This window comes from Erythrobacter sp. NFXS35 (assembly GCF_040148725.1).
Classification (GTDB): Bacteria; Pseudomonadota; Alphaproteobacteria; order Sphingomonadales; family Sphingomonadaceae; genus Erythrobacter.
On the sequence record NZ_JAGDEB010000002.1, the window covers coordinates 614326 to 639711 of the forward strand.

Below are 25386 nucleotides of genomic sequence, written 5' to 3' on the forward strand. Positions count from 1 at the left end.
GGATGATCCTCGCTAGGGCGGCGCCATTGCTGCACTTGCGAAGGGAATTGCCATGCGCAACATCGCCGTCATCGGCGCCGGTCAGATGGGTACCGGCATTGCTCAGACCGTGGCCGCTCATGGCGTGGCCGTGATGCTGTCGGACGTCGACCTGGCCCGTGCCGAAGCGGGCAAGGCCGCCATCGAGAAGGCGCTGGTAAAGCTGATGGGCCGCGGCAAGATCGAGGCCGCAGAGGCCGAGGCGCTGCTCGCCCGTATCACCCCCGTCGCCGATTACGCGCCATTTGCGCAGGCCGACCTGATCGTCGAAGCCGCGACCGAGCGCGAGGAAATCAAGAACGCGATCTTCGAAGCGGCCGGAAAGGTGCTGAACGCAGACGCGATCATGGCGTCGAACACCTCGTCGATCCCGATCACCCGCATGGCCAACCACTCGCCCGATCCCGCGCGTTTCATCGGCCTGCATTTTTTCAATCCGGTTCCGGTTATGGGGCTGATCGAGGTCATTCCCGGCCTTGCTACGGCGGAGGACACGACCGACCGCATCACCGCGTTCGCGCGCGGCTTGGGCAAGGAAGTGGTGCTGAGTCAGGACGAACCCGGCTTCGTGGTCAACCGCATCCTGCTACCGATGATCAACGAAGCGGTGTTCGTGCTGGGCCAGTCGACAGCGGGGATCGAGGATATCGACAAGGGTTGCCGATTGGGCCTCAATCACCCGATGGGGCCGCTGCAACTGGCGGATTTCGTCGGGCTCGACACCTGCCTCGACATCATTACAGTGCTGTACCGGACGACCCGCGACAGCAAATATCGCCCTGCACCGCTGCTGGTGAAATATGTCGAGGCCGGGTGGCTGGGGCGCAAGGCCGGGCGCGGCTTCTACGATTACACGGGCGAGGCGCCGGTTCCCACGCGCTGAAGCGGCATGGCTGCCCCAGGCGATTAGCCCGCCACAGAGGCAAAACCATCGTCGCTGAACGGCTCCTGCCCTTCGAAGCCGTCGTCAGTCGGCTGTCCGGTTAACGCCGGGTCGGCCCCGGCGTCTGTGGCGGGGGCCAGAGCGTCTTCGGCAACATAATCGCCGAATTGTGCCTCTCCGGTGCCGCCCCAGCCGCTTGCGGGGTCCAGCGGTTCGATCTCGTCGATTGCGTCAGCGGGCGTCTCTGGCTCGGGCAACACCTCTTCGGCTACGCTTTCGGTCTTCTCGGCCAGACGACCGGCCGTGACGTCCATTATACCCGCGCTGTCGAGTGAGCCGACCACCATCAGGGTACTGATGATCGTCATCGCGGCGAATACGAGCGCAGTCTTGCTGTTGGCGAGGGGACTCTTCGACATGAACGGCAGGCTAGTCCGGACAGGGTTAAGGTTCGGTGCACGCAGTTCGGCGCGTCAGGCGCCCGCGCCGCCGCTCGGCGTGCAACCTCACCTGCGCAGCGCGCGTTGCAAGAGCGAAAGGAGATCATTCATGTCTCAACATAACCCACCCTCCTCCGCTGCTGGTCGGCCTAAGGGTCTCGCGCCGGAAAACCACAATTCGGAACAGGACCAGCGCGGCCAGCAGGCGCAGGATATCGCCGCCGACGCGCAGGATGCCGGCCACGAACAGCCGGGAGGGACCGAAAGCCGCAAGCGTCCTTCACCCGGCGTGGACAACGTCGCGGGCAGCGAAACCGATCTTGTCGAGGAAATGCAGCAGATGGAAGACACCGGCCGGATCGACAACTCGGCCTTTGTTGGCGAGCCCAATCACGACGACACTCCGGGCAAGTATGATCCGGGCAATGACGGCGACGATGACGTTGTTGTTGGCGGAAAGGATGGCACACGCCAGAGCGGACGGCCCCGACGATAGCGCGAACACGCCCTAACGCGCGGCGGGTAGCTCGCGCTTCCATTCATACAGCAGATCCAGCGCCTCGCGCGGGGTCAGCGCATCAAGATCGGCAGCGCGCAGGGCTTCGGCCAGCTGCTGTTCTGCCGAAGCTGGCGCAGGTTCGGGGCGGATCGCGGCGAATAGCGGCAGATCGCCTAGACCAGCGGCTATCCCGCCGGTGGCCTCGCGGGTCTCCTCCAGCTTTTCGAGCACCGCCTTGGCCCGGTCGACCACGGTTGCGGGCACCCCCGCGAGCCGCGCGACCGCCAGACCGTAGGACCGATCCGCTGGTCCTTCGGCCAGTTCGTGCAGCAGCACAAGATCGCCCTGCCATTCACGCGCACGGACGTGATGCAGCGACAGCGCCTCGCAGGTTTCGGCCAGCCGTGCGAGTTCGTGATAGTGCGTTGCGAACAGGCAGCGACACGCGATGCGTGAATGCACGGCTTCCGCCACCGCCCAGGCGAGCGCGAGCCCATCATAGGTCGATGTGCCGCGCCCAACCTCGTCGAGAATCACGAAGCTGCGCTGGGTGGCCTGCGCGAGGATGGCGGCGGTCTCGACCATTTCGACCATGAAGGTCGAACGCCCGCGCGCCAGATTATCCGCCGCACCGACCCGGCTGAACAGGCGATCGACCAGCCCGATACAGGCCGCTGCCGCCGGGACAAAACACCCGGCCTGCGCCAGCAGCACGATCAGGGCATTCTGGCGCAGGAAGGTCGATTTGCCGCCCATGTTTGGCCCGCCGATGAGCCACAACCGGTTGTCGCTGCCGAGCGTGCAATCATTTGCCACGAACCGCTCGCCCGACTTGGCGAGTGCCGCTTCGACCACCGGATGCCGCCCGCCGGTAATGGCGAGGCCGGTGTCTTCCGCGATTTCCGGGCAATACCAGTCGCTTTCTGCGGCGCGTTCGGCATTGGCGGCGGCGACATCGATCCGGGCGAGTGCGGCGGCGGTCGCTGCAATAGCTTCCCGCGCTGCGATGATTTCGCCCACCAGCTCCTCGAAATGCGCGTCTTCCGCTGCCAGCGCATGGCCGCCCGCTTCCGCGATCCGCGCCGCTTCCTCGTGCAGTTTCAAGGAATTGAACCGCACCGCATCCTTCATCGTCTGGCGGTGGGTAAAGCTGCTGTCGGGCGCCATCAGCCGGTCGGCATGACGCGCGGCGACCTCAATGAAATAGCCGAGCACGCTGTTATGGCGGATTTTCAGAGTCGCGATCCCGGTCTCGTCGCGATACCGCGCTTCCATCGCCGCAATCGCGCGGCGGGCATCGCCCGACGTGGCACGCAATTCGTCGAGCGCGGCGTCGTAGCCATCGGCGATATAGCCGCCATTGCCGCGCTCGGTCGGGGGCGAGGGCACAAGCGCGCGGGAGAACAGATCGGTCAGTGCGCCGTGGCCGGTGAGGCGGGTCAGCACATCTTCCAGCAGCGCAGGCTTGTCGGGCGCGCCGCTCAGCCAGTGATGCAGCCGCATCGCTTCAGTCAGGCCGTCGCGCAGTTGGCCAAGATCGCGCGGGGAGCCTCGTCCCGCCACCACCCGCCCGAGCGCGCGGCCCAGATCGGGGATGGAGCGCAAGGAATCGCGCAATTGCGCGCGCTCGATCGGGCGGTCGCGCCAGAACTGCACCAGTGCCAGCCGCGCCTCGATTGCCGCGCGGTCAAGCAAGGGCGCCGACAGGTCGTCTGCCAGCAGCCGCGACCCCGCCCCGGTGATGCAGCGATCGACGGCGCCGATCAGGCTGCCCGCGCGCCCGCCGGTGGTGCTTTCGAGGATTTCGAGGCTCGCCCGCGTCGCCTCGTCCATTGCCATGCCCGCCGCGCCCGCGCGCAGTACCGGCGGGAGCAGCAGCGGCAGCTTTCCGCGCCCGGCATGGTCGAGATAGGCGATCAGGCCTCCCGCCGCGCTGAGCATTGCTCGGGTGAAATCCCCGAAGGCATCTAGCGTGGCGACACCATGAACCGCCTTCAGCCGCTCCGCCCCGGTATCGCTGGCAAAGGTGCTGCGCGGACGCAGGATCGCCTCCATGTGCGCTCCCGCGAAGGCGGGAGCCTCGGTCGGCTGGGTGCCGGATTGCATGAGGTCCCCGCCTTCGCGGGGACTCGCCTCTGGAGCGATAATTTCAGTCGGCGCAATCCGCGCCAGTACGGCACCAAGCTGGTCAGGCGCGCATTCCTCCAGCACCATCGCCCCGGTCGACACGTCGCAGGCGGCGATCCCGATGGTGCCGCGCAGTTCCGCCAGTGCCACCAGTACATTGGCGCGGCGCGGGTTCAGCAGGGCTTCCTCTGTCAGAGTGCCCGCCGTCACCAGCCGCACGATCGCGCGGCCCACCAGCGCCTTTGACGACGGCGTGCCCTCGCGCTTGGCCCGCGCCTTGGCTTCGTCGGGCGTTTCCACCTGCTCGGCAATCGCCACCCGGCAGCCCGCCTTGATCAGCCGCGCAAGGTAGCCTTCCGCCGAATGCACCGGCACCCCGCACATCGGGATCGGCTGGCCATTATGCTCACCCCGCGTGGTCAGTGCGATGTCGAGAATCTGGGCTGCGGCGCGCGCATCGTCGAAGAACAATTCGAAGAAATCGCCCATCCGGTAGAACAATAGCGCATCGCCCGCCTCTTCCCGCAATGCGAGATATTGCGCCATCATCGGGGTGGGCTTCGATGAGGCTGGGGGATCGTGGAGGGCGGCCATTGCGAAGGCCTAGCCCCACCAGCAGCGATTCGGAATGACTGCCCTTACGGCTTTCCCCCGATGCAGGCCATTTGTGGCCTATCGCTGGGCCATCCACGCGGCTAAGACCAGCCGCTCACGACCGGATCAAGGCAAGAGGGACCAGGCAACATGGCCGAAGAGAACAAGGGCGGGTTCACCACCCGCGAGGCGCTGTTCTATCACGAGACGATCCGTCCCGGTAAGCTCGAGATCGTCGCCACCAAGCCGATGACCTCGCAGCGCGACCTGAGCCTTGCCTATTCGCCCGGCGTGGCCGCACCGGTGGAAGCCATCGCCGCCGATCCCGCACTCGCCGCGCGCTACACCGCCAAGGCCAATCTGGTGGCGGTGATTTCCAACGGCACCGCGATCCTCGGCCTAGGCAATCTCGGCGCGCTTGCCTCCAAGCCGGTGATGGAAGGCAAGGCAGTGCTGTTCAAACGCTTCGCCGATGTGGATTCGATCGACATCGAACTCGACACCGAAGACCCCGAAGCCTTCATCAACGCGGTCGCGCTGATGGAGCCGACCTTCGGCGGCATCAACCTTGAGGATATCAAGGCGCCCGAATGCTTCATCATCGAAGCCGCGCTGCGCGAGCGAATGAAAATCCCGGTGATGCATGACGACCAACACGGCACTGCGATCATCACCGCCGCCGGCCTGCTCAACGCCTGCCACATCACCGGGCGCGATTTTCGCGACGTGAAGGTGGTGGTCAACGGCGCGGGCGCGGCGGCGATTGCCTGCACTGCGCTGATCAAGGCGATGGGCGTGCCCCATGAAAACGTCATCATGTGCGACCGCTCCGGCCCGATCACGCCGGGTCGCGAAGGCGTCGACCAGTGGAAAAGTGCCCACGCTGTCGCCACGACCGCCGCCAGCCTCGAAGAGGCGCTGGCGGGCGCTGACATCTTCCTCGGCCTGTCGGCAGCCGGCGCTCTAAAGCCCGAATGGGTGCGCAAGATGGCGGACAAGCCGATCATCTTTGCGATGGCCAATCCAGTGCCCGAAATCATGCCCGACGAAGCCAAGGAAGTGCGCCCCGATGCGATCATCGCCACAGGCCGCAGCGATTTTCCCAATCAGGTCAACAACGTGCTGGGCTTCCCCTTCATTTTCCGCGGGGCGCTGGATGTGCAGGCAACCACCATCAACGAGGAAATGAAGGTCGCCGCCGCACAGGCCATCGCCGAACTCGCGCGCCAGCAGGTGCCCGAGGAAGTGGCGAGCGCCTATGGCAAGAACCACAAGTTCGGCACCGATTACATCATCCCCGCCCCGTTCGATCCGCGCCTGATCGAGGTCGTGTCTTCCGCCGTCGCCAAGGCGGCGATGGATTCGGGCGTGGCGCGCGCGCGGATTGAGGATTTCGAGGCTTACCGCATCCAGTTGCGCTCGCGCCTCAACCCCACCACTTCGGTGCTGTCGGGCGTCTACGAAGTTGCCAAGGCCAATCCCAAGCGCATGGTGTTCGCCGAAGCGGAAGAGGAAGTGGTCCTGCGCGCCGCGATCCAGTTCCGCGATTTCGGCTACGGTGTCCCGATCCTCGTCGGCCGCACCAAGGCGGTGCTCGACAAGCTGCACCAGCTTTCGGTGGCCGATCCGTCCAGCTTCGAGATCCAGAACTCCGCCGATAGCGAGCACGTGCCCGCGATGGTCGATTTCCTCTACAAGCGGTTGCAACGGCGCGGTTTTACCGAGCGTGACGTGCGCCGCATGGTCAATCAGGAGCGCAACGTGTTCGCTGCGCTGCTGGTTGCGCTGGGGCATGGCGACGGGATCATCACCGGCATGACCCGCACCTTCGCCCAGACCGTTCGCGAAGTGAACCTGGTGCTGGAGCACAAGCAAGGCGCACTGCCGTTCGGCATCCACATGATGATCGGCAAGAACCACACCACCTTTCTGGCCGACACCACCATCAACGAACGTCCCAACGCATTGGAACTGGCCCACATCGCCAAGGAGACTGCTGCGGTCGCGCGCCGCATGGGGCATGAACCGCGGGTCGCGTTCCTCAGCTATTCGACCTTCGGCAACCCCTCCGGCCAGTGGCTCACCAGCATCCGCGAGGCAGTGGCGATCCTCGACCGTGAGGATCCGGGCTTCGAATACGAAGGCGAGATGGCCCCCGATGCCGCGCTCAACCCCAAGGTCATGGCGCTCTATCCGTTCAGCCGCCTGTCCGGCCCTGCCAACGTGCTGGTCATGCCCGGCCTGCAATCTGCCAACCTGTCGGCCAAGCTGCTGCGCGAATTGGGCAGCAACGCCACCATCGGCCCGATGCTGATCGGCATGGAGAAGCCGGTGCAGATCGTGCCGATGACGGCGTCGGTGCCCGATGTGCTGACGCTCGCCGTGCTGGCGGGCGCAGGCGTGGTGGGCTGAGAAAGCGAAGGGCCCGGCCAACCCGGCCGAGCCCTTCCCGAAGCATCAGGCCTGCGCGGCGGCCCGGTTGACCTCGCCCGAGGCGATCGAGGTCATGTGCTTGTCGCCGTCCCGCGTGTTGTCGAGACAGGTGTCGAGCACCTTGGCATCGTCCTTCAGCCCGAGCCGTTTGGCAAAGGCGCAGGCGGTGCCGTAACCCGAGATGCCGTAGTGGGTCATCCGCTGATACTGCGCGATGATCGAGGCATCGCGCACGTCCTCGTCTGCAATATCGGCTTCGATCCCGTGGGCGCGCGCTTCGGCGACAAGGCCTTCCATGCCCTTGCAATGTTCGCCGCGCGGGTCGGCATCATGGTTCTGGATCAGACGCTTGATCTGATCCATCCCTTCCTCGATCCCGTCGACGCCCGCTTTGAGTGCGCTTTTCAGGTCTTCGGAATGCGCGGCCTTGTGCAGTTCCTGCGTGACCTTGGCGGATTGGCGGTTGGCGCTGTAGATGTCCTGCAGCTGATCGATGTAGAGGTCTTTCAGAGTGTTGATGGTCATGTCGGTCGTCTCCCTTGGTTGTCCGGTTGTCGCCCCCATGCCCCATCAGTGGCTCAGACAGGCAAATGTTCCGGCCCCCGGGTCACGCAAGCAAGGGGATCGGACGAGGCGCGATCAAGCTGCGGCGGGACGCTGTTGGAGACACATGAGACACTGTCCAGAACAGGAAAACGGAGGCCTTTTCGAGCGCACCTCCGGGCGCTTATCCTCGGCGCGTTTCGATCCCTGCGGGATCGAGCGCCTGCGGGCGGCCGGTTGGTCTTGCGGCCCTTCGGGACCGTAATCTGTTTGAAGGCTGCGTGTCGCAATCCGTGCAGATCGAGCGGCGGGACGGATTGGCGATGCGACATGATAATTGGCTAGCCCGGCTGGACGGCTGTAGGAAAGCGGAACGGAAAGGCGGCGGGAATGAACCGGGCGAAAGCGGGCCTTGCCTATTGGGGCATCATCTTCGCGCTGGGCTTCGTGCTCGGCACCATCCGGACGCTGTGGCTGGCACCGATGATCGGCCTGCTGCCCGCGACCGCGCTCGAATTGCCGCTGATGCTGGCGGCTAGCTGGATCGCAGCGGGGTGGCTGATACGGCGGTTCGGTATCGGCACCGGCGGAGAGGCGCTGGCGATGGGCGCACTCGCCTTCGCGCTGCTGATGCTGGCCGAATGCGCGCTAGCGGTGGTTCTGGCTGGGCAGTCACCGGCGCAATGGCTCGCAGGCTTCGGCGAGCCGCATGCGCTGCTGGGGCTGGCGGGACAGGTGGTGTTCGCGCTGATCCCGTGGTGGCGGGCGGGGAGGGCCTAGATCAGAGCCGCCGACGTGCCCAGCCGTCTTCGTGCGCCTCCCTGCGGTCGCGCCGGATGAGATAGGCGCCGATGGCCATGTGCGGCAGCACGAACAGCATGATGAGCAGATAGACCCATCTGCCCAAGAAGGTATCCAGCGTCGAGCGTGACGGATCGGCAGGGTCGTAGAAGACCGGCACGGCCCGGCCCACGTCTTCCGCACGCCTCTGGCGGGCGCGGCGCCCGCGGCCCGTGGGAACCTTCGTGCGGCCCTCGAAGCGGCGGCCTTGCTCGTCCTCGAAGCCATAAACCACGATCCGGCCTCCCCTGCGGCCGCTCGGCGCGTGACCGAGGATCGTTCCGGTGGTCTCCACCCCGTTCCACGCGCCCGCGTTGGCCTCGACCAGTGATTTGCCGGCCAAGAGAAAGAACACGCTCCCGACGATCAGGAATGCCGCGCCGATCACTCCCTTCGGCCCCATCAGCCGCGCCGCCGGTATCGGAAGTACCACACCTCGTGCCCGTAAACCGTGCGCGCCTTGTGTTCATAGCGCGTCTCGGGCCAGCCGGACGGGCGCATCTGCCAGTCTGCGGGCTTGTCCACCACCCATTCGAACAGATCGGTATGGCGCTGCATCACCATCAGCGCGTGACGCAGATAGACGTCGTGATCGGTGCCGAAGCGGAATTCGCCGCCGGGCTTCAGCTTGCTCGCGATGAGCTTCATCGGACCGTCATTCACCATCCGCCGCTTGGCATGGCGGGCCTTGGGCCAGGGATCGGGGTGGAGCAGGTACACCATCGTCAGCGAACCATCCGGAATGCGGGCCAGTACGTCCAGCGCATCGCCGTGATGCAGGCGGATATTGGCGAGCCGTTGGTCCGCAACATGGGTCAGCGCCTGCGCCACGCCGTTGAGGAAAGGTTCTGCCCCGATGAAGCCGTGATCGGGTAACAGATCGGCGCGGTAGGCCAGATGCTCGCCCCCGCCGAAGCCGATCTCGAAGTGCAAAGGGCGCGCATCGCCGAACAGCACTTCGGACGTGACCGGGCCTTCAGCGGGCACGGCGATCTGCGGCAGCAAGTCATCGACCAGCCCCTGCTGCCTTGCGCGCAGTTTCTTGCCGACGCTGCGCCCGTAAAGCCGTGCGATGGTGGTCGGATCGCCTTCCTTGAATGCCGTCATGGCCGCAGCCGCTAGGCGCGCCACCGCCTGCTTGTCCAGCCCTGGTGTGCTTCGCTTGGGGCCGCTTGCCTTGCAGTCGCCGGGTGAATGCCGCTATCGGCCCACGCCATGGATGAGTTCACGCAATTTCTGGCAGGCCAGCAACCGTGGCTGCAATCGCTGATCGGCGTAACGCTGCTGGCGCTTGCCGCGCTGGCGGCGAACTATCTGCTCAAGCATGTGATCCTGCGCGCGGCGGCTCCGTGGCTCGACCGCAAGAGCAAGACGATCGACAAGGCGGTCGGCTGGCTGGTCACCGTGATCCCGCTGCTGATCGTCGCCAATGGCATCTATCTAGTGCCATACCTTCCCGAACGCGTGCGCGAGGTGACGGCGAATTTCGCGCAGACGCTGATCGTGCTGTCGATTGCGCTGGCGATCGTCAAGGCACTGACTTACCTCAACGAATTATACGAACGACTGCCGCAGTCGCGCAATCGCCCGATCAAGGGCTATCTGCAGGTGGTGAAGATCATCGTGCTGTGCGGCGCGGCGCTGATCGTGATCTCGATCCTGATCGACCAGTCGCCGCTGCTGCTATTGTCGGGGCTGGGCGCGATCACCGCGGTGCTGCTGCTGGTGTTCAAGGACACGATCCTGAGCCTTGTTGCCAGCGTGCAATTGTCCACCAATGATATGCTGCGGGTGGGCGACTGGATCGATATGCCGAGCATGGATGCCGATGGCGATGTGATCGACATCTCGCTGCACACGGTCAAGGTGCAGAACTTCGACAAGACGATCACCACCATCCCGACGCACCTGCTGGTGTCGGATTCCTATCGCAACTGGCGCGGGATGAAGGACGCGGGCGCGCGGCGCATCAAGCGGGCGCTGCCGATCGATCAGAGCACCATCCGGTTCCTGACCGACGAGGAGGTGACCGAACTGCACCGGTTTCGGCTGCTGCGGCCCTATCTGGCGGAAAAGCAGGCCGAGATCGCCGAGTGGAACACGCGCGAGATCCTCGGCGAGGAGAATCCGATCAACCGCCGGCGGCTGACCAATCTCGGCACGTTCCGCGCCTATGCGCTGGCCTATCTGAGCCACCATCCACGGGTGAGCGGCGGGTTCACGGTGATGGTGCGCCAGCTTGAACCGGGCGCGCAGGGCCTCCCGATGGAACTCTATTGCTTTGCCGATACCACCGTCTGGGCCGAATACGAGGGAGTCCAGTCGGACATTTTCGACCACATCCTGTCGATCCTGCCCGAATTCCACCTGCGCCTGTTCCAGGAGCCATCGGGCGTGGATTTCGGAAGCCTGACGACGGGCGATCGGATTTAGTGCAAAGCAAAAGGCCCGGAAGCACGCTGCTCCGGGCCTTTGCCTGTTTCATTCCGAGAGCGGCGTTCAGGCAGCCTCCGCCTCTTCGTTCGGGTCGCGCAGCACATAGCCGCGGCCCCATACGGTCTCGATGTAGTTTTCACCGCCGCATGCCAGCGAAAGCTTCTTGCGCAGCTTGCAGATGAACACGTCGATGATCTTGAGTTCGGGCTCGTCCATCCCGCCATAGAGGTGGTTGAGGAACATTTCCTTGGTCAGCGTGGTGCCCTTGCGAAGCGAGAGCAGCTCCAGCATCGCATATTCCTTGCCGGTCAGGTGCACGCGGGCGCCATCGACTTCGACCGTTTTGGCATCGAGGTTCACCGCCAGCTTGCCGGTGCGGATGACCGACTGGCTGTGGCCCTTCGAACGGCGCACCACAGCGTGGATGCGGGCAACCAGTTCTTCGCGGTGGAACGGCTTGGTCACGTAATCATCGGCACCGAAGCCGAAGCTGCGGACCTTGGAATCCATTTCGGCGATGCCCGAAAGGATCAGCACCGGGGTCTGCACCTTGGCGACGCGCAGCTTCTTCAGCACGTCATAGCCGTGCATGTCGGGCAGGTTCAGGTCCAGCAGGATGATGTCGTAATCATACAGCTTGCCCAGATCCAAGCCTTCCTCGCCGAGGTCGGTCGAATAGACATTGAAGCCTTCGGTGGTGAGCATCAGCTCGATTGCCTTGGCGGTGGTCGGTTCGTCTTCGATCAGCAGAACACGCATTGCTGGCCCCTATCTTGCCCTTGGTAACCCCTGCTTAGGAGAGGTTGCCGTTTGTTAACCACGCCACTTCTCACCAAAAAAGGTTAATAAGAAGTTTAGGGCGTTAAGATTTCGAGGTGAGTCTTTCGAGTCACACCCGGCAGCGACCGGCCAAACTCCTAACGCAGCCCCGCCAGCTTCTTCGCCCTGCGCCGCTCGGCGCTCGATCCCAGCCCGATCGCCTCGCGATATTTTGCCACAGTACGCCGGGCTAGGTCGAAGCCTTCCTTCTGCAGCATTTCGGCGAGCTGCTGGTCGGACAGGATGTTCTTCACGGTTTCGGCATCGATCAGCGCCTTGATCCGCGCCTTGATCGTGGCGCTCGAAGCGCCTTCGCCGTTGGCGCCCTCCCCAAACCGCGCGACTCCGCTGGTGAAGAAGTATTTCAGTTCGAACGTCCCGCGTGCGCAGGCCAGATATTTGTTGCTGGTCACCCGGCTGACGGTGCTTTCGTGCATCTCGATCTGCTCAGCCACTTCGCGCAAGGTCAGCGGGCGCAGTTCGGCCACGCCGCGCCGAAAGAACCCGTCCTGCTGCTTCACGATCTCGGCGGCGGTCTTGAGAATGGTCTTCTGCCGTTGGTCCAGCGCACGGATAAGCCAGTGTGCATCGGCCAGCTTTTCCTTCAGCCACCCTTGCGAGGACTTGTCCGCCGCGCCGCCGGTGAGTTCGAGGAAATAGCCGCGATTGACGATCAACTTGGGCAGGGTCTCCTCGTTCAGTGCTATGTCCCATCCGCCCGCTGTGTTGGCGGTGATAAGGATGTCGGGCACCACGGTGCTGGTGGCCGACGGCGCGAAGGCGAGGCCGGGCTTGGGATCGTAACTGCGCAGTTCGCGCAGCATGTCCGCGAAATCCTCGTCGTCGACCCGGCACAGGCGCTTCAACCGCTCCACCTCGCCGCGCGCGACCAGTTCGAGATTGGCGATCAGCGCTGCCATGCACGGATCGTAACGATCTGCCTCGCGCGCCTGGATGGCGATGCATTCGGCCAGATTGCGCGCGCCCACGCCGCTGGGATCGAGCGACTGGACCAGCGCCAGCGCGGCTTCGGCCTCGAACAGATCGACACCCAGATCGCCGGCAACGTCTTCAATCGGCGTGGCCAGATAGCCCGCATCGTCGAGCAGGCCGATGATGTGGCGTGCGATGAAGGCGCTGCGCGAATCGTTTGCGGCAGCGCCGATCTGGGATTCGAGATGCTCGGCCAGCGTCACTTCGGCGGCGCGCAGCTGCTCCCAGTCGGGCATATCGCTGAAATCGGTGCCGTTTGACGCGGCCGCGCCCCATTCGGCATCGCGGCTGTTGCTGCCCGCGCCGTCGCCGGTGTCCCAGTCACGGTCGACCGATGCGAGATCGAGCGGCGCATCGCCTTCCCCGCCGCCCAGCGCCATCAATTGATCCGCCGGCGCATCTTCGGGCAGGACGACGCTTTCTTCGCCGCGCTCCGGCTCGGCGCCGTCGGCAGGCCCGCCGGTGTCGAGGAGCGGGTTGGCCTCGAGCGCTTCGGCGATGAAGCTTTCGATTTCGAGGTTGGAGGCCGCCAGCAGCTTGATCGCCTGCTGCAATTGCGGCGTCATCACCAGCGATTGCGATTGCCGTAAATCGAGGCGGGGGCCTAATGCCATGCCTGTGCCGCGCTAGAGCGTGAAGCTCTCGCCGAGATACAGCCGCCGCACGTTTTCGTCCGCCACCAGTTCCTGCGGCGAACCGGCGAACAGCACCTGACCGCCATAGATGATGCAGGCGCGGTCGACGATGTCGAGCGTTTCGCGCACGTTGTGATCGGTGATCAGCACGCCGATGCCGCGCGCCTTCAGGTCGCGCACAAGCTCGCGGATGTCGCTGATCGACAGCGGGTCGATCCCCGCAAAGGGTTCGTCCAGCAGCATGATCGAGGGCTTGGCCGCCAGCGCGCGGGCAATCTCGCAGCGCCGCCGCTCGCCGCCCGACAGCGCCATCGCGGGCGATTCGCGCAGACGGGCAAGGCCGAATTCATCGAGCAGCCGTTCCAGTTCGGCGGCGCGGGTGGTGCGATCCGGCTCGACCAGTTCGAGCACGCTGTTGATGTTCTGCTCCACCGTCATCCCGCGAAAGATGCTGGTTTCCTGCGGCAGATAGCCAAGGCCGAGAATGGCGCGACGATACATCGGCAGCTTGGTCACATCCTCGCCGTCCATCAGGATACGGCCCGAATCCGGCTTCACCAGACCCATGATGGAATAGAAACAGGTGGTCTTGCCTGCGCCGTTAGGGCCGAGCAGACCGAGGACCTCACCCTTCGCCACGTGCAGCGAGATATCGGTCAGCACAGCGCGCTTGTCATAGCTTTTGGCGATCGAGATCACCTCCAGCCCGCTGCCCAGCGGGTGGCTATCAGGGGCGGTTTCGGCCACCGCATCGGAAGAAAGGGAGTCGGCCATGTCATGGGGTCTTTAGCAGCCCTGAAAGTTCAGAAAAGACCCGCAGGGCGTTTGGCAGGATTTTTGCTTAATGGTGGTGCCGACAGGTATCTGGCGGCGGCGGAATGACAAACTACGGGCGAATTCCGATGCTTGGCGCGCTGCCATTGCGCATGACGCAACAAAGTGACGAATTTTTTCGCCATATTGCAACCTTTGGCGCGGTTTGCGATACTCGCCCGACACGTCACACCGTTGGGGATCGGCAGAAGATGGGCAAAGCAACCGAACATCGGCACGGCGCAACCTACGTCAAACCGCGCACGCGCGACTGGCGCAGGGCGATGAGCGATCATGTCGCTTACGGCCTGCTGGTCTATACCGGCCTGCAGATTTTCGTGACGGTCAAGGCGTTGAGCGAGGGCACCTCCAGTCTGTTGCCCTACCTTGCGCTGATCGTTCTGGTGGCAGGCATCATCCCGGCCTTGCGCTGGTTCGAGAGTCGCTGGATCGGGCTGAACGACGATGAGGCCGCGGACGAGGCCTATGCCGCCGCTTTCCGCCGCGATGTGGCGGGGCTTTGGACGCTGGCGATTGGTCTGCCCTTCGCGCTGGCGCTGCTGTTCAAGGGATTGCTGAGTATTTTTTGATGTCCGCAGCCCATCCGGGCTGCGAAATCCTCGCTCATGCGGCCCAATGGCCGCGTCGCTGCGGGCGGCCATGCAGGTGTGCTTCGCACGTCTGCGCCTTCGGCTTCGACTCCGGCCTTGCGGTTGCTGCGCAACCGATCATCATTATGCTTCAGTCCATCGGAGAAAGCCGGTCGCGCCAGCGACCTCGAGGGCACGCGCTCGAGCCGCAGGTGCCCCGTTGCGCAGCAACGGGAATAGCACCGAGGAAGCACGCCTTGGGCGTGCTACTTACCAGAAGCGTAACGCTCGATCGCTTCGATCGTGACCTTGCGCGCTTCGGCAGCATCGCCCCACTTGCCCACGCGCACCCACTTTTCGGTTTCCAGATCCTTGTAGTGGGTGAAGAAGTGCTCGATCTGCTGGAAGATGATCGAGGGCAGATCGCTCGTCTCGACCACGTCGGCATAGTAGGGGAAGGTCTCTTTCACCGGCACGCAGATCAGCTTTTCATCGCCGCCCTGCTCGTCTTCGAGGTTGAGCACGCCGATCGGACGGGCGCGCACCACGCAGCCGGGGATGAAGGGCGAGCGCGCGATCACCAGCGCATCGAGCGGGTCGCCATCGGGGCTGAGCGTATGCGGCACGAAGCCGTAATTGGCCGGATAGCGCATCGGCGTGTGCAGGATGCGGTCGACGAACAGCGCGCCTGATTCCTTGTCGAATTCGTACTTCACCGGCTCGCCGCCGGTCGGCACTTCGATGATGACGTTGAGATCTTCGGGCGGGTTCACGCCAGTGGGGATCTTGTCGATGCGCATGATGGTCTCTTTTCAGGTGGATGCGGCTGAATAACTGTGTCGCGGCCCTTAATGCGTGTCGCAGGATTGCGAAAGACCCTGCGTGGCCCTAATCGCGCCACTTAAGTTAGGGACAGCCATGAGCAAAAAGACACCGCAGGCCATCAGAGGCACCCAGGACATCTTCGGCGCCGATGCCGAGGCCTTCGCCTTCGTGGTCGAGACTTTCGAGCGTGTCCGCGGCCTGTACCGCTTCCGCCGGTTGGAAATGCCGGTGTTCGAAAAGACCCAGGTGTTTGCGCGGTCCTTGGGCGAGACCACCGATGTGGTGTCGAAGGAGATGTATTCCTTCGACGATCGCGGCGGGGAGAGCCTGACCCTGCGCCCTGAATTCACTGCCGGGATTGCCCGCGCTTATCTGACGAACGGCTGGCAGCAATATGCGCCGCTGAAGGTGGCGACCCACGGCCCGCTGTTCCGGTATGAACGCCCGCAAAAGGGCCGCTACCGCCAGTTCCACCAGATCGACGCCGAAGTGATCGGCGCGGGCGAGCCGCAGGCGGACGTGGAATTGCTGGCGATGGCGGATCAGTTGTTGAAGGAGCTGGGGATTCACGATGTGACGCTGCACCTCAACACGCTTGGCGATGGTGCGAGCCGGGAGGCGTGGCGGGCGGCTTTGGTGGCGTATTTCCTCGGTGTGAAGGGTCAACTGTCCGAGGAATCGCAGGAGCGGCTGGAGAAGAACCCGCTCCGAATTCTCGACAGCAAAGACCCACGAGACAAGCCGTTCCTAGCCGATGCGCCGAAGATCGACGCCTTCCTGTCGGAGGAGGCTTCGGCGTTCTTCGCCGCTGTCACCAGCGGGCTGGATGCGGCGGGGGTGAAGTGGGTGCGGGCGGAAAGCCTTGTCCGGGGCCTCGATTACTATCGCCACACGGCATTCGAATTCATCCCCGACGAAGGCAGCGCCTCGGCGGCTGCGTTGGGTGCTCAGAGCACGGTGCTGGGCGGCGGGCGTTATGACGGGCTGATGGAATCGCTCGGCGGCGCGCCGACCCCGGCGGTGGGCTGGGCTGCGGGGATTGAGCGGCTGGCTATGCTGGTCGGGGCGCGGGAGGCTGACACTCTGGAAATCGCGATCGTTGCCGAGAACTCAACCCGAGAACTTGAGGCTGCGCAATTAGTGGCTCGTTGCCGAAACGCTGGGTTTAGGACGGAACTCTTTGCATCCGGGAGCCCAAGAAAGCGTTTTGACAAAGCACGTAAAGCAGAACCTGCGGTGCTGGTCTCATTTGACGTTCGCGACGGTGCGCACACCACAAAGTTTGCTCATTTCGATGCTGGCATTGGCCGGGTCGAGGAAGCAAGATCGTTCCTGCAAGAGTATCAGGAAGCCTCCGAATTTTAGGTCAAATAGGGTTCTAAACATCGCCTCCCCGGGCTTGACCCGGGGCCCCGCTTTTCTTCTCGCGGCGGGTCATTAAGTAGCGGGATCCCGGATCAAGTCCGGGAAGACGAGTATCAGCAAGCTTATGCAAATCCCTCCCGAACGCCTTGACCAGATCGCGCACCGCTTTGCAGAGCTGGAAGCGCGCATGGCGTCCGGCACGCTGGAGGGTGAGGCCTTTGTCCGCGCCTCCCGCGACTATGCCGAACTCGAACCGGTGGCGAAAATCGCCGCCGAAGTGAAAGCCGCGCGCGAGGAAATGGCGGGGCTGTCCGAGATGCTCGCCGACCCCGAAATGAAGGCGATGGCGGAGGAGGAACTCAGCGAAATCAAGGCCACGCTCCCCGATCTCGAACGCCGCCTCGCCATCGCGCTGCTGCCGCGTGACAGCGCCGATGCCAAGCCAGCGATGCTCGAAATCCGCGCCGGGACGGGGGGCGACGAGGCCGCGCTGTTCGCCGCCGACCTTTACCGCATGTACGAACGCTACGCCGCCGAACAGGGCTGGAAGGTCGAAGCGGTCAGCATCAATGCCTCCGACATCGGCGGGTTCAAGGAAGTGATCGCCAATGTCACCGGCACCGGGGTGTTCGCGAAACTCAAGTTCGAAAGCGGCGTCCACCGCGTCCAGCGCGTGCCTGTCACCGAAAGCGGCGGGCGCATCCACACCTCGGCGGCGACCGTGGCGGTGCTGCCGGAGCCGGACGACGTGGATGTGTCGGTCGAGGAAAAAGACCTCAAGATCGACGTCTATCGGGCAAGCGGCGCCGGCGGGCAGCACGTCAATACGACCGATTCGGCGGTGCGGATCACCCACCTGCCGACCAACACCGTGGTCACCTGCCAGGACGGCCGCAGCCAGCACAAGAACAAGGAAAAGGCGATGCAGGTGCTGCGCACGCGGCTGTATGACGCCCAGCGCGAGGCCACGCAGGGCGCCGAGGCCGAGGCGCGCAAGGCGATGGTCGGCAGCGGAGATCGTTCCGAACGCATCCGCACCTACAATTTCCCCCAAGGCCGCGTCACCGATCACCGCATCGGGCTGACCCTGCACAAGCTTGAGGAAGTGCTCGCCGGACCGGGGCTCGCCGAATTGGTCGATGCGCTGATATCCGAGGACGAAGGCAAGCGGCTGGCGGCGCTGAGCGAGTGATGGGCGGCATGACCGTCGGTGAAGCGATCCGTGCCGCTGCGACGCGCCTCGCGCCCGCGAGCGATACCGCGCGGCTCGATGCAGAATTGCTGATGGCGCATGCTTTCGAGGTCAGCCGGTCAGACCTGTTGCTCCGCTACATGGGCCACACCGCGCCGAAGCGCTTCTTCGAAAGCATCGAACGGCGCGTAGCGCATGAGCCCGTGGCCTATATCATCGGGACGCAGGAGTTCTATGGACGCGACTTTCGCGTGACTGCCGATACGCTGATTCCCCGGGCTGACAGCGAGACGATCATTCAGGCTGCTCTCGAGGTCAAACCCCATGCCGAGCGTGTGCTCGACCTTGGAACCGGCTCGGGCGCACTGCTGCTGACCTTTCTCGCCGAAACGGAGATCGTGGGCGCGCGCTGGCAGGCAACAGGAGTCGGTATCGACAAATCCGTCGCTGCGATCGGCGTGGCAGACGAGAATGCGTCAGGCCTCGGTCTCGATCACCGGGTGAGGTTGTGGACGGCAGACTGGACGAAACCCGGTTGGACGCGCCGCCTCGGCACCTTCGACCTCGTCCTGTGCAATCCGCCTTATGTCGAGGCGGACGCGGCGCTCGACCGCCAAGTGCGCGATCACGAACCCGCCAGCGCGCTGTTCGCCGGGCCGGAGGGGCTTGACGACTACCGCGTCCTGATCCCGCAGCTTGGCAAGTTGCTTGTGCCCGGCGGAGTCGCCGTGTTCGAAATCGGCGCAGGTCAGGCCGAGGCGGTCAGCGCCATTGCCGAGGCCGCCGGTTTCGCGGTCGAATTGCGCCATGATCTTGCCCGGCGGCCGCGCGCATTGATACTTCGTTGAAGGAAAAACCGCGTAGGGCTTGGCAAAGCGCTTATCCATCGCTACTTCGATATCAGGACAGACGAATTGCGAAGGGCGCAAATCGCTGAGCCAAGCTCCACTTCTCGCTTGAAACGGCCGTCTGGGCACGTCCCCGGTCATGTCAGCACGGAGCGCGCGTCACAGGTTGGCAGGGCCGGATCGGCAATGCCAAAACGTGAGGCGCAAGGACAAGGGGTCTGTTGGCCGCGCGTGCATTCGTTTTTCGCACCGGGCCGCTGATTAAGGAACAATTTCCTTGAATAACAATCGCAACAACCGTCGCCGTGGGCGCGGGAACCGTCCGCAGGGCGGCAATGGCAACCAGCTTAATCGGATCGACAGCCGGGCGCGGGGCAATGCGCCACAGATGCTCGAAAAGTACAAGAAGCTGGCGCAGGACGCTCATCACAATGGCGACCGGGTGCAGATGGAACAGTATCTGCAGTTCGCCGATCACTATTTCCGTGTGATCGCCGACAACAAGGTGCGTCAGGACGAAACGCGCGGCTCGCGCCGCAGTGACGAGCGCGAACAATCCGAAGATTTCGGCGATGACGATCTCGATTTCGATCGCGGCCGCCGCAGCGAGCAGTCGTCGCGCACCCGCTACGAACAGCAGGACAACGATTCCCGCGGTGATCAGGCTGAAGGCGAGCGGGGGCAGGAGGGTGAATCCTCTTCGTCCGATGATCGTGGCAATGATCGGGGCGATGATCGCGGCGGGCAGCCGCGCCAGCAGAACACCCGGCGCCAGCCGCGCAAGCCGCGTGAGGACAATCGCGGCGAGCGCACCGAACGTGCCCCCCGTGCAGAACGTGCGGAACGCAGCGAGGCCCCGCGCAGCCCAAAGCGCGCCGAGAAAGCGGCTGAAACGTCCGACGCCAAGCCCGCGCCGCGCGCTCGCAAGCCGCGCAAGCCTGCCGACGAAAGCCGCGCCAATGATCAGGGCGGTATCGATAGCTCGATCCTGCCGCCCTCGATTCGCGGCGAGGATTCGGACGGCAAGGCCGGCAATGGCTCCGGCGGCTCCGGCGACAGCGACGGCACGCTGGAAGCGGTCGGCTGATTGACCGCTGGCACGGCGTGATCCCGTGACACCAACCGCAAGGCTGGGTGCGTGGGCCAGCGCCATCCCGGCGCTGATGCAACGCCGTCCGGCGCTCTCGGCGATTGTACTGGGGCTGATTGCGGCCTGTGCCTATCCGCCGCTGCACCTGTGGCCGCTGGGCCTTGCCGCGCTCGCCGGGTTCGTTTGGGTTCTCTATCAGGCACCCACCAAACGCGCCGCATTGTGGATCGGCTGGTGTTTCGGCTGGGCGCATCTGACGCTCGCCAACAACTGGATCGCGACCGCCTTTACCCATCAGGCCAAGATGCCCGAGGTGCTGGGCTGGGCGGCGGTGCCGCTCTTGTGCATCTATCTCGCGGTGTATCCCGCCATTGCCGCGCTGGCGACGCATCTGGTGGCGCGCCGCGCTCCGCTGTGGGCCTTCGGGGTGGTGTTGGCGGGCGCGTGGACGCTCACCGAATGGGCGCGAGGGACCTTTTTCACAGGCTATCCATGGCCGCCGCTCGGGCTGATGCTGCTGGGCGGGTGGGACACGCCGGGGCTCGCAGGGTTGCTGCCCTGGATGGGCACCTATGCTCTGTCAGGGTTGGCGGTTCTGCTGGGGACAGGAATATCCGCCAACGCCGCGCGCAATCGTTTGGCGGGCCTGATCGTGCCTTTCGCAGCCATGGCCTTTGTCATGCACGTCCCGGTCCTGCCGTCGCGACCCGACAGCGACATCCGCTACACCCTCGTCCAGCCCTATCTTCCGCAGAGCGAGATCAACGATCCTGCCAAGTTCGACGAGCAGTTCGCCCGCCTGACTGCGCTGAGCGCGGGCGCACGCGACCAATCGCGTCTTGTGCTGTGGCCCGAAAGCGCGGTGCCCGATTACCTTGAGGAAGGCTACCCCGAACGCTTCTATCTCCAGATGACCGCCGGGGGCGATCCCGTGGTTGCCCGGCGGCGCATCGGCAATGTGATCGGCCCGCAATCGACGCTGCTGACCGGGGTGGTCAACCTCGACATCGCCCCGCTTGCGCACGGCACCCTGGGCGCGGTCAGCGCACGCAATTCGGTGATGGCGATCAACGGTGCGGGCGCAATCAGGGCGCAATATGCCAAGGCGCATCTGGTGCCTTACGGCGAATACCTGCCGATGCGCCCGCTGCTCGAACCGCTCGGCATTTCGCGGCTGGTGGCGGGCAGCATCGATTACCTGCCGGGGCCGGGGCCGGGCACGCTCGATCTGGGTGAACACGGCAAGGCGGGCATCCAGATCTGCTATGAAATCGTGTTCTCTGGCGAAGTGGTCGATGATGCGAACCGCCCTGATTACATCTTCAATCCCTCGAATGACGGCTGGTTCGGGCACTGGGGGCCGCCGCAGCATCTGGCGCAGGCGCGGATGCGGGCGATCGAGGAAGGCCTGCCGGTGCTGCGTTCGACCACCACCGGGATCAGCGCGGTAATCGACGCCAACGGAATCGTGCGCAGTAGCATCGAACGGGGCAAGGCCGACGCGCTCGAAGGCTTTGTCCCCTCCGCCAAGCCGCCGACGCTGTTCGCGCAGGCGGGCCACTGGCTGACGCTGGCTTGGGCCGCGCTGCTGATCGCGCTGGGGCTGGGCCTGCCAAGAGCGCTTGCGCTGGCCCGCGTGCGCGGCTAGGGCGATGCGGAATAAAGCCGGACATAAAGGTTTCCTTATATCTGCATAAGGTGGCGCGTCCGGTGAGAAGCCGATCATCACAGCCCCTGGGGGACTCATGCGCACCGAATATCTCTTCACCTCCGAAAGCGTCTCCGAAGGCCACCCGGACAAGGTTTCCGACCAGATTTCCGATGCGATCGTCGATCTGATGCTCGCCAAGGACCCCGAAGCGCGCGTCGCCTGCGAAACCATGACCACCACCCAGCGGGTGATGCTGTCGGGCGAAATTCGCTGCAGGCCGATGTATGACGACAAGAACGAGGACTGGAAGTTCAACGGCTACTGGGCGCCGGGCGCGCGCGACGAGATCGAAAGCGCCGTTCGCCGGACAATCAAGGACATCGGCTACGAACAGGACGGTTTTCACTGGAAGACGCTGACCTTCGAAAACCACCTGCATGGCCAGTCGGCCCACATCGCGCAGGGCGTTGACGCGGGGGCCGAAGGATCGAACAAGGACGAGGGCGCCGGCGACCAGGGCATCATGTTCGGCTTTGCCTGCGACGAGACTCCCGACCTGATGCCGGCGACGCTCGATTATAGCCATAAGATCCTCGAACGGCTTGCCGCAGATCGCCACTCGGGCGCCGCGCCGTTCCTTGAGCCCGACGCCAAGAGCCAGGTCACGTTGCGCTATCGCGACGGCAAGCCGGTTGCCTGCACCGCCATCGTCGTCAGCACCCAACACGCCGAAGGCTATGACGAGGGCGACAAGGAAGCCGAGCTCAAGGCCTATGTGAAGCAAGTCGTCGGCGAAATCCTGCCGGCCGGGTTCCTGTCGGACGAAACGACCTGGCACATCAACCCGACGGGCAGCTTCGTGATCGGCGGACCGGATGGCGACGCAGGCCTGACGGGGCGCAAGATCATCGTCGATACCTATGGCGGCGCCAGCCCCCACGGCGGCGGCGCGTTCAGCGGCAAGGACCCGACCAAGGTCGATCGTTCGGCCGCCTACATCACCCGCTACCTCGCCAAGAACGTCGTCGCCGCCGGTCTTGCCACGCGCTGCACCATCCAGATCGCCTATGCCATCGGCGTATCGCAGCCGCTTTCGCTCTATGTCGATACCCACGGCACCGGTACAGTCGGCGACGATGCCATCGAAGCGGTCATCCTCGGCAATGCCAAGCTTGGCGGGTTGACCCCGCGCAGCATCCGCACGCATCTCGGCCTCAACAAGCCGATCTACCAGAAGAGCGCTGCCTACGGCCATTTCGGGCGCAAGCCGGATGGCGATTTCTTTCCGTGGGAACGGCTCGATCTGGTCGATGATCTGAAGGCTGCATTGGCCTGAATTCCCGGCTAGGGCGTCAGCCATGGTGACGCCCGCCACCCCCTTGTCCGGACAGCGAATGCTCGCGCTCGATGCACTGCGGGGCCTCGCGGTGATCGGCATCGTGGGGTTGAACGTGCATGCCTTCGCGCTGCCCGGGCCGGCCTATTACAACCCGGTCGCCTATGGCGGGGATAGCGCAGGCGATTACTGGGTGTGGCTGGCGAGCTTCATCTTCATCGAGGACAAGTTCCGCACCCTGTTCGCGATGCTGTTCGGCGCAGGCTGCCTGATCCTGCTGGAGAAGGGCGGCGCAGGCGCAGGGCGGCAGGCGTGGCGCGCACATTTTGCGCGGATGGCGGCGCTGTTCGCTATCGGGCTTGTCCACGCCACGATGCTCGCCAGCAATGATGTGCTGCGCGCCTATGCGCTGGCGGGGCTGGCGGTGCCGCTGCTGACCGGGCTTTCGGCGCGGGCGCTTATTGCGGTCGCCATCGGGCTGATCACCGTGCATTTCGGCCTCGGCTTGACGGTGTTCGGCAGCGCGATGGTCGATTTTCATGTGAACCGTTCCGGCAGTGACGCGCTGTTGTGGGCGGAACGCAATTTCGGCAGCGATCCCGCGCAACTCGCCGCGCTGCTGGAGCAGGGGCGCGAAGGTTTCGCCGAGCGGATCGTGCGGCGCGGAGGGGCAATTCCCGCCCAACTGACGACACTGGTCGCTTCGTTGCCACTCAATCTGGCGGCAATCACGCTCGGCATGGGGCTGTGGAAGGCGGGGATGCTGAAGGGCGAATGGCGCACATTCCGGCTGCAACGGCTGGCCGCCTTGAGCGCGCTGGCGGCGCTGCCGGGGCTGCTGGCGCTGGCGGCGTGGCAGGTGACGCAAGGCTTCCCCGCGGCCTTGGCCGGAGCGGCGGCGCTGGTGCTGTCCGCGCCGTTCGACACGCTGCTGGGGGTCGCCTATGCCGCGCTGGCGATGGCGTTTTTCGGTGCGGAGAACCGCGTGACCCGCACGCTTGCGGCGGTGGGGCGACTATCGCTGACCAATTACCTGATGACCAGCGTGATCCTGTCGGCGGTATTCGCTTCATGGGGGCTGGAGCTGTTCGGCGAAGTCAGCCGCTGGCAGGCGTTTGGCATCGGACTGGTCCCGATTGCCGCGATGGTGCTGTGGTCGCCGCCGTGGGTGGCGCGGGCCGGGCAGGGGCCGTTCGAGCGGCTGTGGCGCGCCGGGGCGAAGGTGCTGTCCTAGCTGTGTTCTCCGTGCAGCGGCGAGGGCCGGTCGAGCGCGAGTTCCGCATCGGAGAACACGAAGGGGCTGCGCACCCCCGGCATCCCGCCAAGGTCTACCCTCAGCCCGCGTGCCACCACCTGGGGGTCGGCAAAGACCTCGTCCAGCCGGTTGATCGGCCCCGCAGGCACTCCCGCCGCGTGGCAGGCATCGAGCAGGCCCTGCTTGCTCCACCCTGCCGCCGCCGCCGCGATTTCGGCGTCCAGCGCCTTGGCATTGGCGGTGCGATCACCATTGGCGAGAAAGCGCGGGTCGGTGGACAGGTGGTCCAGCCCCAGCACAGCCATCAGCTTGTGGAACAGCCCGTCATTCGCGGGCGCAAGGATCACGTGCCCGTCGCTCACCGCGAACACCCCATAAGGCGCGACCTGCGCATGGGCATTGCCCATGCGCGGTGGGTTCTGCCCGGTGGTGAGGTAGTATGTGGCCTGATTGGATAGCAGCGCAACCGAGCTATCCATCAGGCTGATATCGACCTGCTGCCCGAGTCCTTGCCTTGGCCCGGTCCGCGCCCGCATCAGCAATGCGGCCTGAATCCCGTTCGCCGCCCAGACGCCGGTGGAAAGGTCGGAGATCGAGATGCCCATCTTGACCGGATGCCCCTCCGGCTCGCCCGTCAGCGACATGAACCCGCTCATCCCCTGCACCACGAAGTCGTATCCCGCCTCATGCGCGCGTGGGCCGGTCAGGCCGAACCCTGTGATCGAGCAATAGACGAGGCCCGCGTTGGCAGCGGAGCAGGCGGCGTAATCGAGGCCGAATTTGGCGAGGCTGCCAGTCTTGAAGTTCTCGATCACCACATCCGCGTCCGCAATCAGCGCCTTGACCCGCGCCAGATCCTCCGCTGCGCCGAAATCGGCGATAATCGAGCGTTTGCCGCGGTTGCAGGCGTGGTAATAGGCGGCTTCGCGGTGAACGTTTCCGGTGGCATCGGTGCGTTCGACCCACGGCGGCCCCCACATGCGCGTGCCGTCGCCTTCAGGGCTTTCGACCTTGATCACATCCGCGCCGAGGTCGGCGAGGATCTGCCCGCAGAACGGCCCCGCCAGCACCCGCGCCAATTCGACCACCTTGAGGCCCGCCAGCGGCGCGTCGGGATTGCGGGGCTGCGTCAACCACATG

Annotated in this window: 24 protein-coding genes; 13 read left to right on the top strand and 11 right to left on the bottom strand. The window is 64.7% G+C overall.

Annotated features, from left to right (window positions below; all coding sequences use genetic code 11):
• Positions 1-52 precede the first annotated feature (52 nt).
• Positions 53-922, top strand: coding sequence for a 3-hydroxyacyl-CoA dehydrogenase NAD-binding domain-containing protein (locus tag J3454_RS10595; RefSeq protein ID WP_349513722.1), 870 nt, complete (start codon positions 53-55; stop codon positions 920-922).
• Between the two features lie 23 nt (positions 923-945).
• On the opposite strand, the gene J3454_RS10600 is transcribed toward J3454_RS10595, so the two are convergent.
• Entirely contained in the window at positions 946-1341 is a 396-nt protein-coding gene (locus tag J3454_RS10600) for a hypothetical protein (RefSeq protein ID WP_349513723.1), read from the bottom strand.
• A gap of 130 nt (positions 1342-1471) precedes the next feature.
• Here J3454_RS10600 and J3454_RS10605 point away from each other — a divergent pair, with 130 nt between their 5' ends.
• Positions 1472-1858: a hypothetical protein gene (locus J3454_RS10605; protein WP_349513724.1), complete on the top strand. Its 387-nt coding sequence runs from the start codon at positions 1472-1474 to the stop codon at positions 1856-1858.
• 12 nt (positions 1859-1870) lie between these two features.
• On the opposite strand, the gene mutS is transcribed toward J3454_RS10605, so the two are convergent.
• Positions 1871-4582 carry a DNA mismatch repair protein MutS gene (mutS, locus tag J3454_RS10610; RefSeq protein ID WP_502878582.1) on the bottom strand — a complete coding sequence of 904 codons (2712 nt, stop codon included), beginning with the start codon at positions 4580-4582 and terminating at the stop codon, positions 1871-1873.
• 150 nt (positions 4583-4732) lie between these two features.
• On the opposite strand from mutS, the gene J3454_RS10615 reads away from it, so the two are divergent.
• Entirely contained in the window at positions 4733-6994 is a 2262-nt protein-coding gene (locus tag J3454_RS10615) for an NADP-dependent malic enzyme (RefSeq protein WP_349513725.1), read from the top strand.
• A gap of 45 nt (positions 6995-7039) precedes the next feature.
• Here the strand turns inward: J3454_RS10615 and J3454_RS10620 are convergent, their stop codons facing one another.
• A complete protein-coding gene (locus J3454_RS10620; protein ID WP_349513726.1) occupies positions 7040-7540 on the bottom strand; it encodes a YciE/YciF ferroxidase family protein in 501 nt (166 codons plus the stop codon).
• Positions 7541-7948: 408 nt separating this feature from the next.
• On the opposite strand from J3454_RS10620, the gene J3454_RS10625 reads away from it, so the two are divergent.
• Positions 7949-8338: a hypothetical protein gene (locus J3454_RS10625; protein ID WP_349513727.1), complete on the top strand. Its 390-nt coding sequence runs from the start codon at positions 7949-7951 to the stop codon at positions 8336-8338.
• Position 8339: 1 nt separating this feature from the next.
• Here the strand turns inward: J3454_RS10625 and J3454_RS10630 are convergent, their stop codons facing one another.
• On the bottom strand, positions 8340-8831 hold the full coding sequence (locus J3454_RS10630; protein ID WP_349513728.1) for a DUF3592 domain-containing protein: 492 nt from the start codon (positions 8829-8831) through the stop codon (positions 8340-8342).
• On the bottom strand, positions 8801-9505 hold the full coding sequence (trmB, locus tag J3454_RS10635; RefSeq protein WP_349513729.1) for a tRNA (guanine(46)-N(7))-methyltransferase TrmB: 705 nt from the start codon (positions 9503-9505) through the stop codon (positions 8801-8803). The genes J3454_RS10630 and trmB overlap by 31 nt, the downstream gene beginning before the upstream one ends.
• A 108-nt stretch (positions 9506-9613) precedes the next feature.
• Here trmB and J3454_RS10640 point away from each other — a divergent pair, with 108 nt between their 5' ends.
• A complete protein-coding gene (locus J3454_RS10640; protein WP_349513730.1) occupies positions 9614-10831 on the top strand; it encodes a mechanosensitive ion channel family protein in 1218 nt (405 codons plus the stop codon).
• A 66-nt stretch (positions 10832-10897) separates the two neighbouring features.
• Here the strand turns inward: J3454_RS10640 and ctrA are convergent, their stop codons facing one another.
• From ctrA to J3454_RS10660, 4 genes are all read right to left on the bottom strand, one after another.
• Positions 10898-11593, bottom strand: coding sequence for a response regulator transcription factor CtrA (ctrA, locus tag J3454_RS10645; RefSeq protein ID WP_068865824.1), 696 nt, complete (start codon positions 11591-11593; stop codon positions 10898-10900).
• A 158-nt stretch (positions 11594-11751) separates the two neighbouring features.
• Complete coding sequence (gene rpoN, locus J3454_RS10650) at positions 11752-13260, bottom strand: RNA polymerase factor sigma-54 (protein WP_349513731.1); 1509 nt, start codon at positions 13258-13260, stop codon at positions 11752-11754.
• A gap of 12 nt (positions 13261-13272) precedes the next feature.
• Entirely contained in the window at positions 13273-14055 is a 783-nt protein-coding gene (lptB, locus tag J3454_RS10655; RefSeq protein WP_349513732.1) for an LPS export ABC transporter ATP-binding protein, read from the bottom strand.
• A gap of 29 nt (positions 14056-14084) precedes the next feature.
• On the bottom strand, positions 14085-14240 hold the full coding sequence (locus J3454_RS10660) for a hypothetical protein (RefSeq protein WP_349513733.1): 156 nt from the start codon (positions 14238-14240) through the stop codon (positions 14085-14087).
• A gap of 66 nt (positions 14241-14306) precedes the next feature.
• On the opposite strand from J3454_RS10660, the gene J3454_RS10665 reads away from it, so the two are divergent.
• Positions 14307-14684, top strand: coding sequence for a hypothetical protein (locus J3454_RS10665; RefSeq protein ID WP_349513734.1), 378 nt, complete (start codon positions 14307-14309; stop codon positions 14682-14684).
• Positions 14685-14950: 266 nt separating this feature from the next.
• On the opposite strand, the gene ppa is transcribed toward J3454_RS10665, so the two are convergent.
• Positions 14951-15484, bottom strand: a complete 534-nt coding sequence (gene ppa / locus J3454_RS10670; protein WP_349513735.1) for an inorganic diphosphatase — start codon at positions 15482-15484, stop codon at positions 14951-14953.
• 118 nt (positions 15485-15602) lie between these two features.
• Here ppa and hisS point away from each other — a divergent pair, with 118 nt between their 5' ends.
• The 7 genes from hisS to J3454_RS10705 all read left to right on the top strand — a co-directional run bounded on the left by hisS (position 15603) and on the right by J3454_RS10705 (position 24225).
• A complete protein-coding gene (gene hisS / locus J3454_RS10675; protein ID WP_349513942.1) occupies positions 15603-16874 on the top strand; it encodes a histidine--tRNA ligase in 1272 nt (423 codons plus the stop codon).
• 124 nt (positions 16875-16998) lie between these two features.
• Positions 16999-18066 (top strand): peptide chain release factor 1, encoded by a 1068-nt coding sequence (prfA, locus tag J3454_RS10680; protein ID WP_349513736.1) that lies wholly within the window; start codon positions 16999-17001, stop codon positions 18064-18066.
• A gap of 8 nt (positions 18067-18074) precedes the next feature.
• The gene (gene prmC / locus J3454_RS10685; RefSeq protein WP_349513737.1) at positions 18075-18914 is read left to right on the top strand and encodes a peptide chain release factor N(5)-glutamine methyltransferase; all 840 of its coding nucleotides are present in this window, start codon (positions 18075-18077) and stop codon (positions 18912-18914) included.
• 277 nt (positions 18915-19191) lie between these two features.
• Positions 19192-20001 carry a DUF4167 domain-containing protein gene (locus tag J3454_RS10690; protein WP_349513738.1) on the top strand — a complete coding sequence of 270 codons (810 nt, stop codon included), beginning with the start codon at positions 19192-19194 and terminating at the stop codon, positions 19999-20001.
• A gap of 76 nt (positions 20002-20077) precedes the next feature.
• Positions 20078-21652, top strand: a complete 1575-nt coding sequence (gene lnt, locus J3454_RS10695; RefSeq protein ID WP_502878590.1) for an apolipoprotein N-acyltransferase — start codon at positions 20078-20080, stop codon at positions 21650-21652.
• Positions 21653-21749: 97 nt separating this feature from the next.
• The gene (gene metK / locus J3454_RS10700) at positions 21750-22991 is read left to right on the top strand and encodes a methionine adenosyltransferase (RefSeq protein WP_349513740.1); all 1242 of its coding nucleotides are present in this window, start codon (positions 21750-21752) and stop codon (positions 22989-22991) included.
• A gap of 22 nt (positions 22992-23013) precedes the next feature.
• The gene (locus J3454_RS10705) at positions 23014-24225 is read left to right on the top strand and encodes a DUF418 domain-containing protein (protein ID WP_349513741.1); all 1212 of its coding nucleotides are present in this window, start codon (positions 23014-23016) and stop codon (positions 24223-24225) included.
• Here the strand turns inward: J3454_RS10705 and J3454_RS10710 are convergent.
• Positions 24222-25385: a CaiB/BaiF CoA transferase family protein gene (locus J3454_RS10710; protein WP_349513742.1), complete on the bottom strand. Its 1164-nt coding sequence runs from the start codon at positions 25383-25385 to the stop codon at positions 24222-24224. The two genes, J3454_RS10705 and J3454_RS10710, sit on opposite strands and share 4 nt — an antisense overlap.
• Between the last annotated feature and the right edge of the window lies 1 nt (position 25386).

What these genes read in the sequence shown, in the direction of transcription:
- prfA (WP_349513736.1), top strand. Translation starts at nt 16,999, where the DNA reads ATGCAAATCCCTCCCGAACGCCTTGACCAGATCGCGCACCGCTTTGCA.
- J3454_RS10705 (WP_349513741.1), top strand. Translation starts at nt 23,014, where the DNA reads ATGGTGACGCCCGCCACCCCCTTGTCCGGACAGCGAATGCTCGCGCTC.
- J3454_RS10600 (WP_349513723.1), bottom strand. Translation starts at nt 1,341, where the DNA reads ATGTCGAAGAGTCCCCTCGCCAACAGCAAGACTGCGCTCGTATTCGCC.
- prmC (WP_349513737.1), top strand. Translation starts at nt 18,075, where the DNA reads ATGACCGTCGGTGAAGCGATCCGTGCCGCTGCGACGCGCCTCGCGCCC.
- trmB (WP_349513729.1), bottom strand. Translation starts at nt 9,505, where the DNA reads ATGACGGCATTCAAGGAAGGCGATCCGACCACCATCGCACGGCTTTAC.
- lptB (WP_349513732.1), bottom strand. Translation starts at nt 14,055, where the DNA reads ATGGCCGACTCCCTTTCTTCCGATGCGGTGGCCGAAACCGCCCCTGAT.
- J3454_RS10710 (WP_349513742.1), bottom strand. Translation starts at nt 25,385, where the DNA reads ATGTGGTTGACGCAGCCCCGCAATCCCGACGCGCCGCTGGCGGGCCTC.
- J3454_RS10620 (WP_349513726.1), bottom strand. Translation starts at nt 7,540, where the DNA reads ATGACCATCAACACTCTGAAAGACCTCTACATCGATCAGCTGCAGGAC.
- ctrA (WP_068865824.1), bottom strand. Translation starts at nt 11,593, where the DNA reads ATGCGTGTTCTGCTGATCGAAGACGAACCGACCACCGCCAAGGCAATC.
- J3454_RS10665 (WP_349513734.1), top strand. Translation starts at nt 14,307, where the DNA reads ATGGGCAAAGCAACCGAACATCGGCACGGCGCAACCTACGTCAAACCG.
- J3454_RS10605 (WP_349513724.1), top strand. Translation starts at nt 1,472, where the DNA reads ATGTCTCAACATAACCCACCCTCCTCCGCTGCTGGTCGGCCTAAGGGT.
- J3454_RS10595 (WP_349513722.1), top strand. Translation starts at nt 53, where the DNA reads ATGCGCAACATCGCCGTCATCGGCGCCGGTCAGATGGGTACCGGCATT.
- J3454_RS10615 (WP_349513725.1), top strand. Translation starts at nt 4,733, where the DNA reads ATGGCCGAAGAGAACAAGGGCGGGTTCACCACCCGCGAGGCGCTGTTC.
- hisS (WP_349513942.1), top strand. Translation starts at nt 15,603, where the DNA reads ATGAGCAAAAAGACACCGCAGGCCATCAGAGGCACCCAGGACATCTTC.
- J3454_RS10660 (WP_349513733.1), bottom strand. Translation starts at nt 14,240, where the DNA reads ATGGCGAAAAAATTCGTCACTTTGTTGCGTCATGCGCAATGGCAGCGC.
- mutS (WP_502878582.1), bottom strand. Translation starts at nt 4,582, where the DNA reads ATGGCCGCCCTCCACGATCCCCCAGCCTCATCGAAGCCCACCCCGATG.
- lnt (WP_502878590.1), top strand. Translation starts at nt 20,078, where the DNA reads ATGCAACGCCGTCCGGCGCTCTCGGCGATTGTACTGGGGCTGATTGCG.
- ppa (WP_349513735.1), bottom strand. Translation starts at nt 15,484, where the DNA reads ATGCGCATCGACAAGATCCCCACTGGCGTGAACCCGCCCGAAGATCTC.
- J3454_RS10625 (WP_349513727.1), top strand. Translation starts at nt 7,949, where the DNA reads ATGAACCGGGCGAAAGCGGGCCTTGCCTATTGGGGCATCATCTTCGCG.
- metK (WP_349513740.1), top strand. Translation starts at nt 21,750, where the DNA reads ATGCGCACCGAATATCTCTTCACCTCCGAAAGCGTCTCCGAAGGCCAC.
- rpoN (WP_349513731.1), bottom strand. Translation starts at nt 13,260, where the DNA reads ATGGCATTAGGCCCCCGCCTCGATTTACGGCAATCGCAATCGCTGGTG.
- J3454_RS10640 (WP_349513730.1), top strand. Translation starts at nt 9,614, where the DNA reads ATGGATGAGTTCACGCAATTTCTGGCAGGCCAGCAACCGTGGCTGCAA.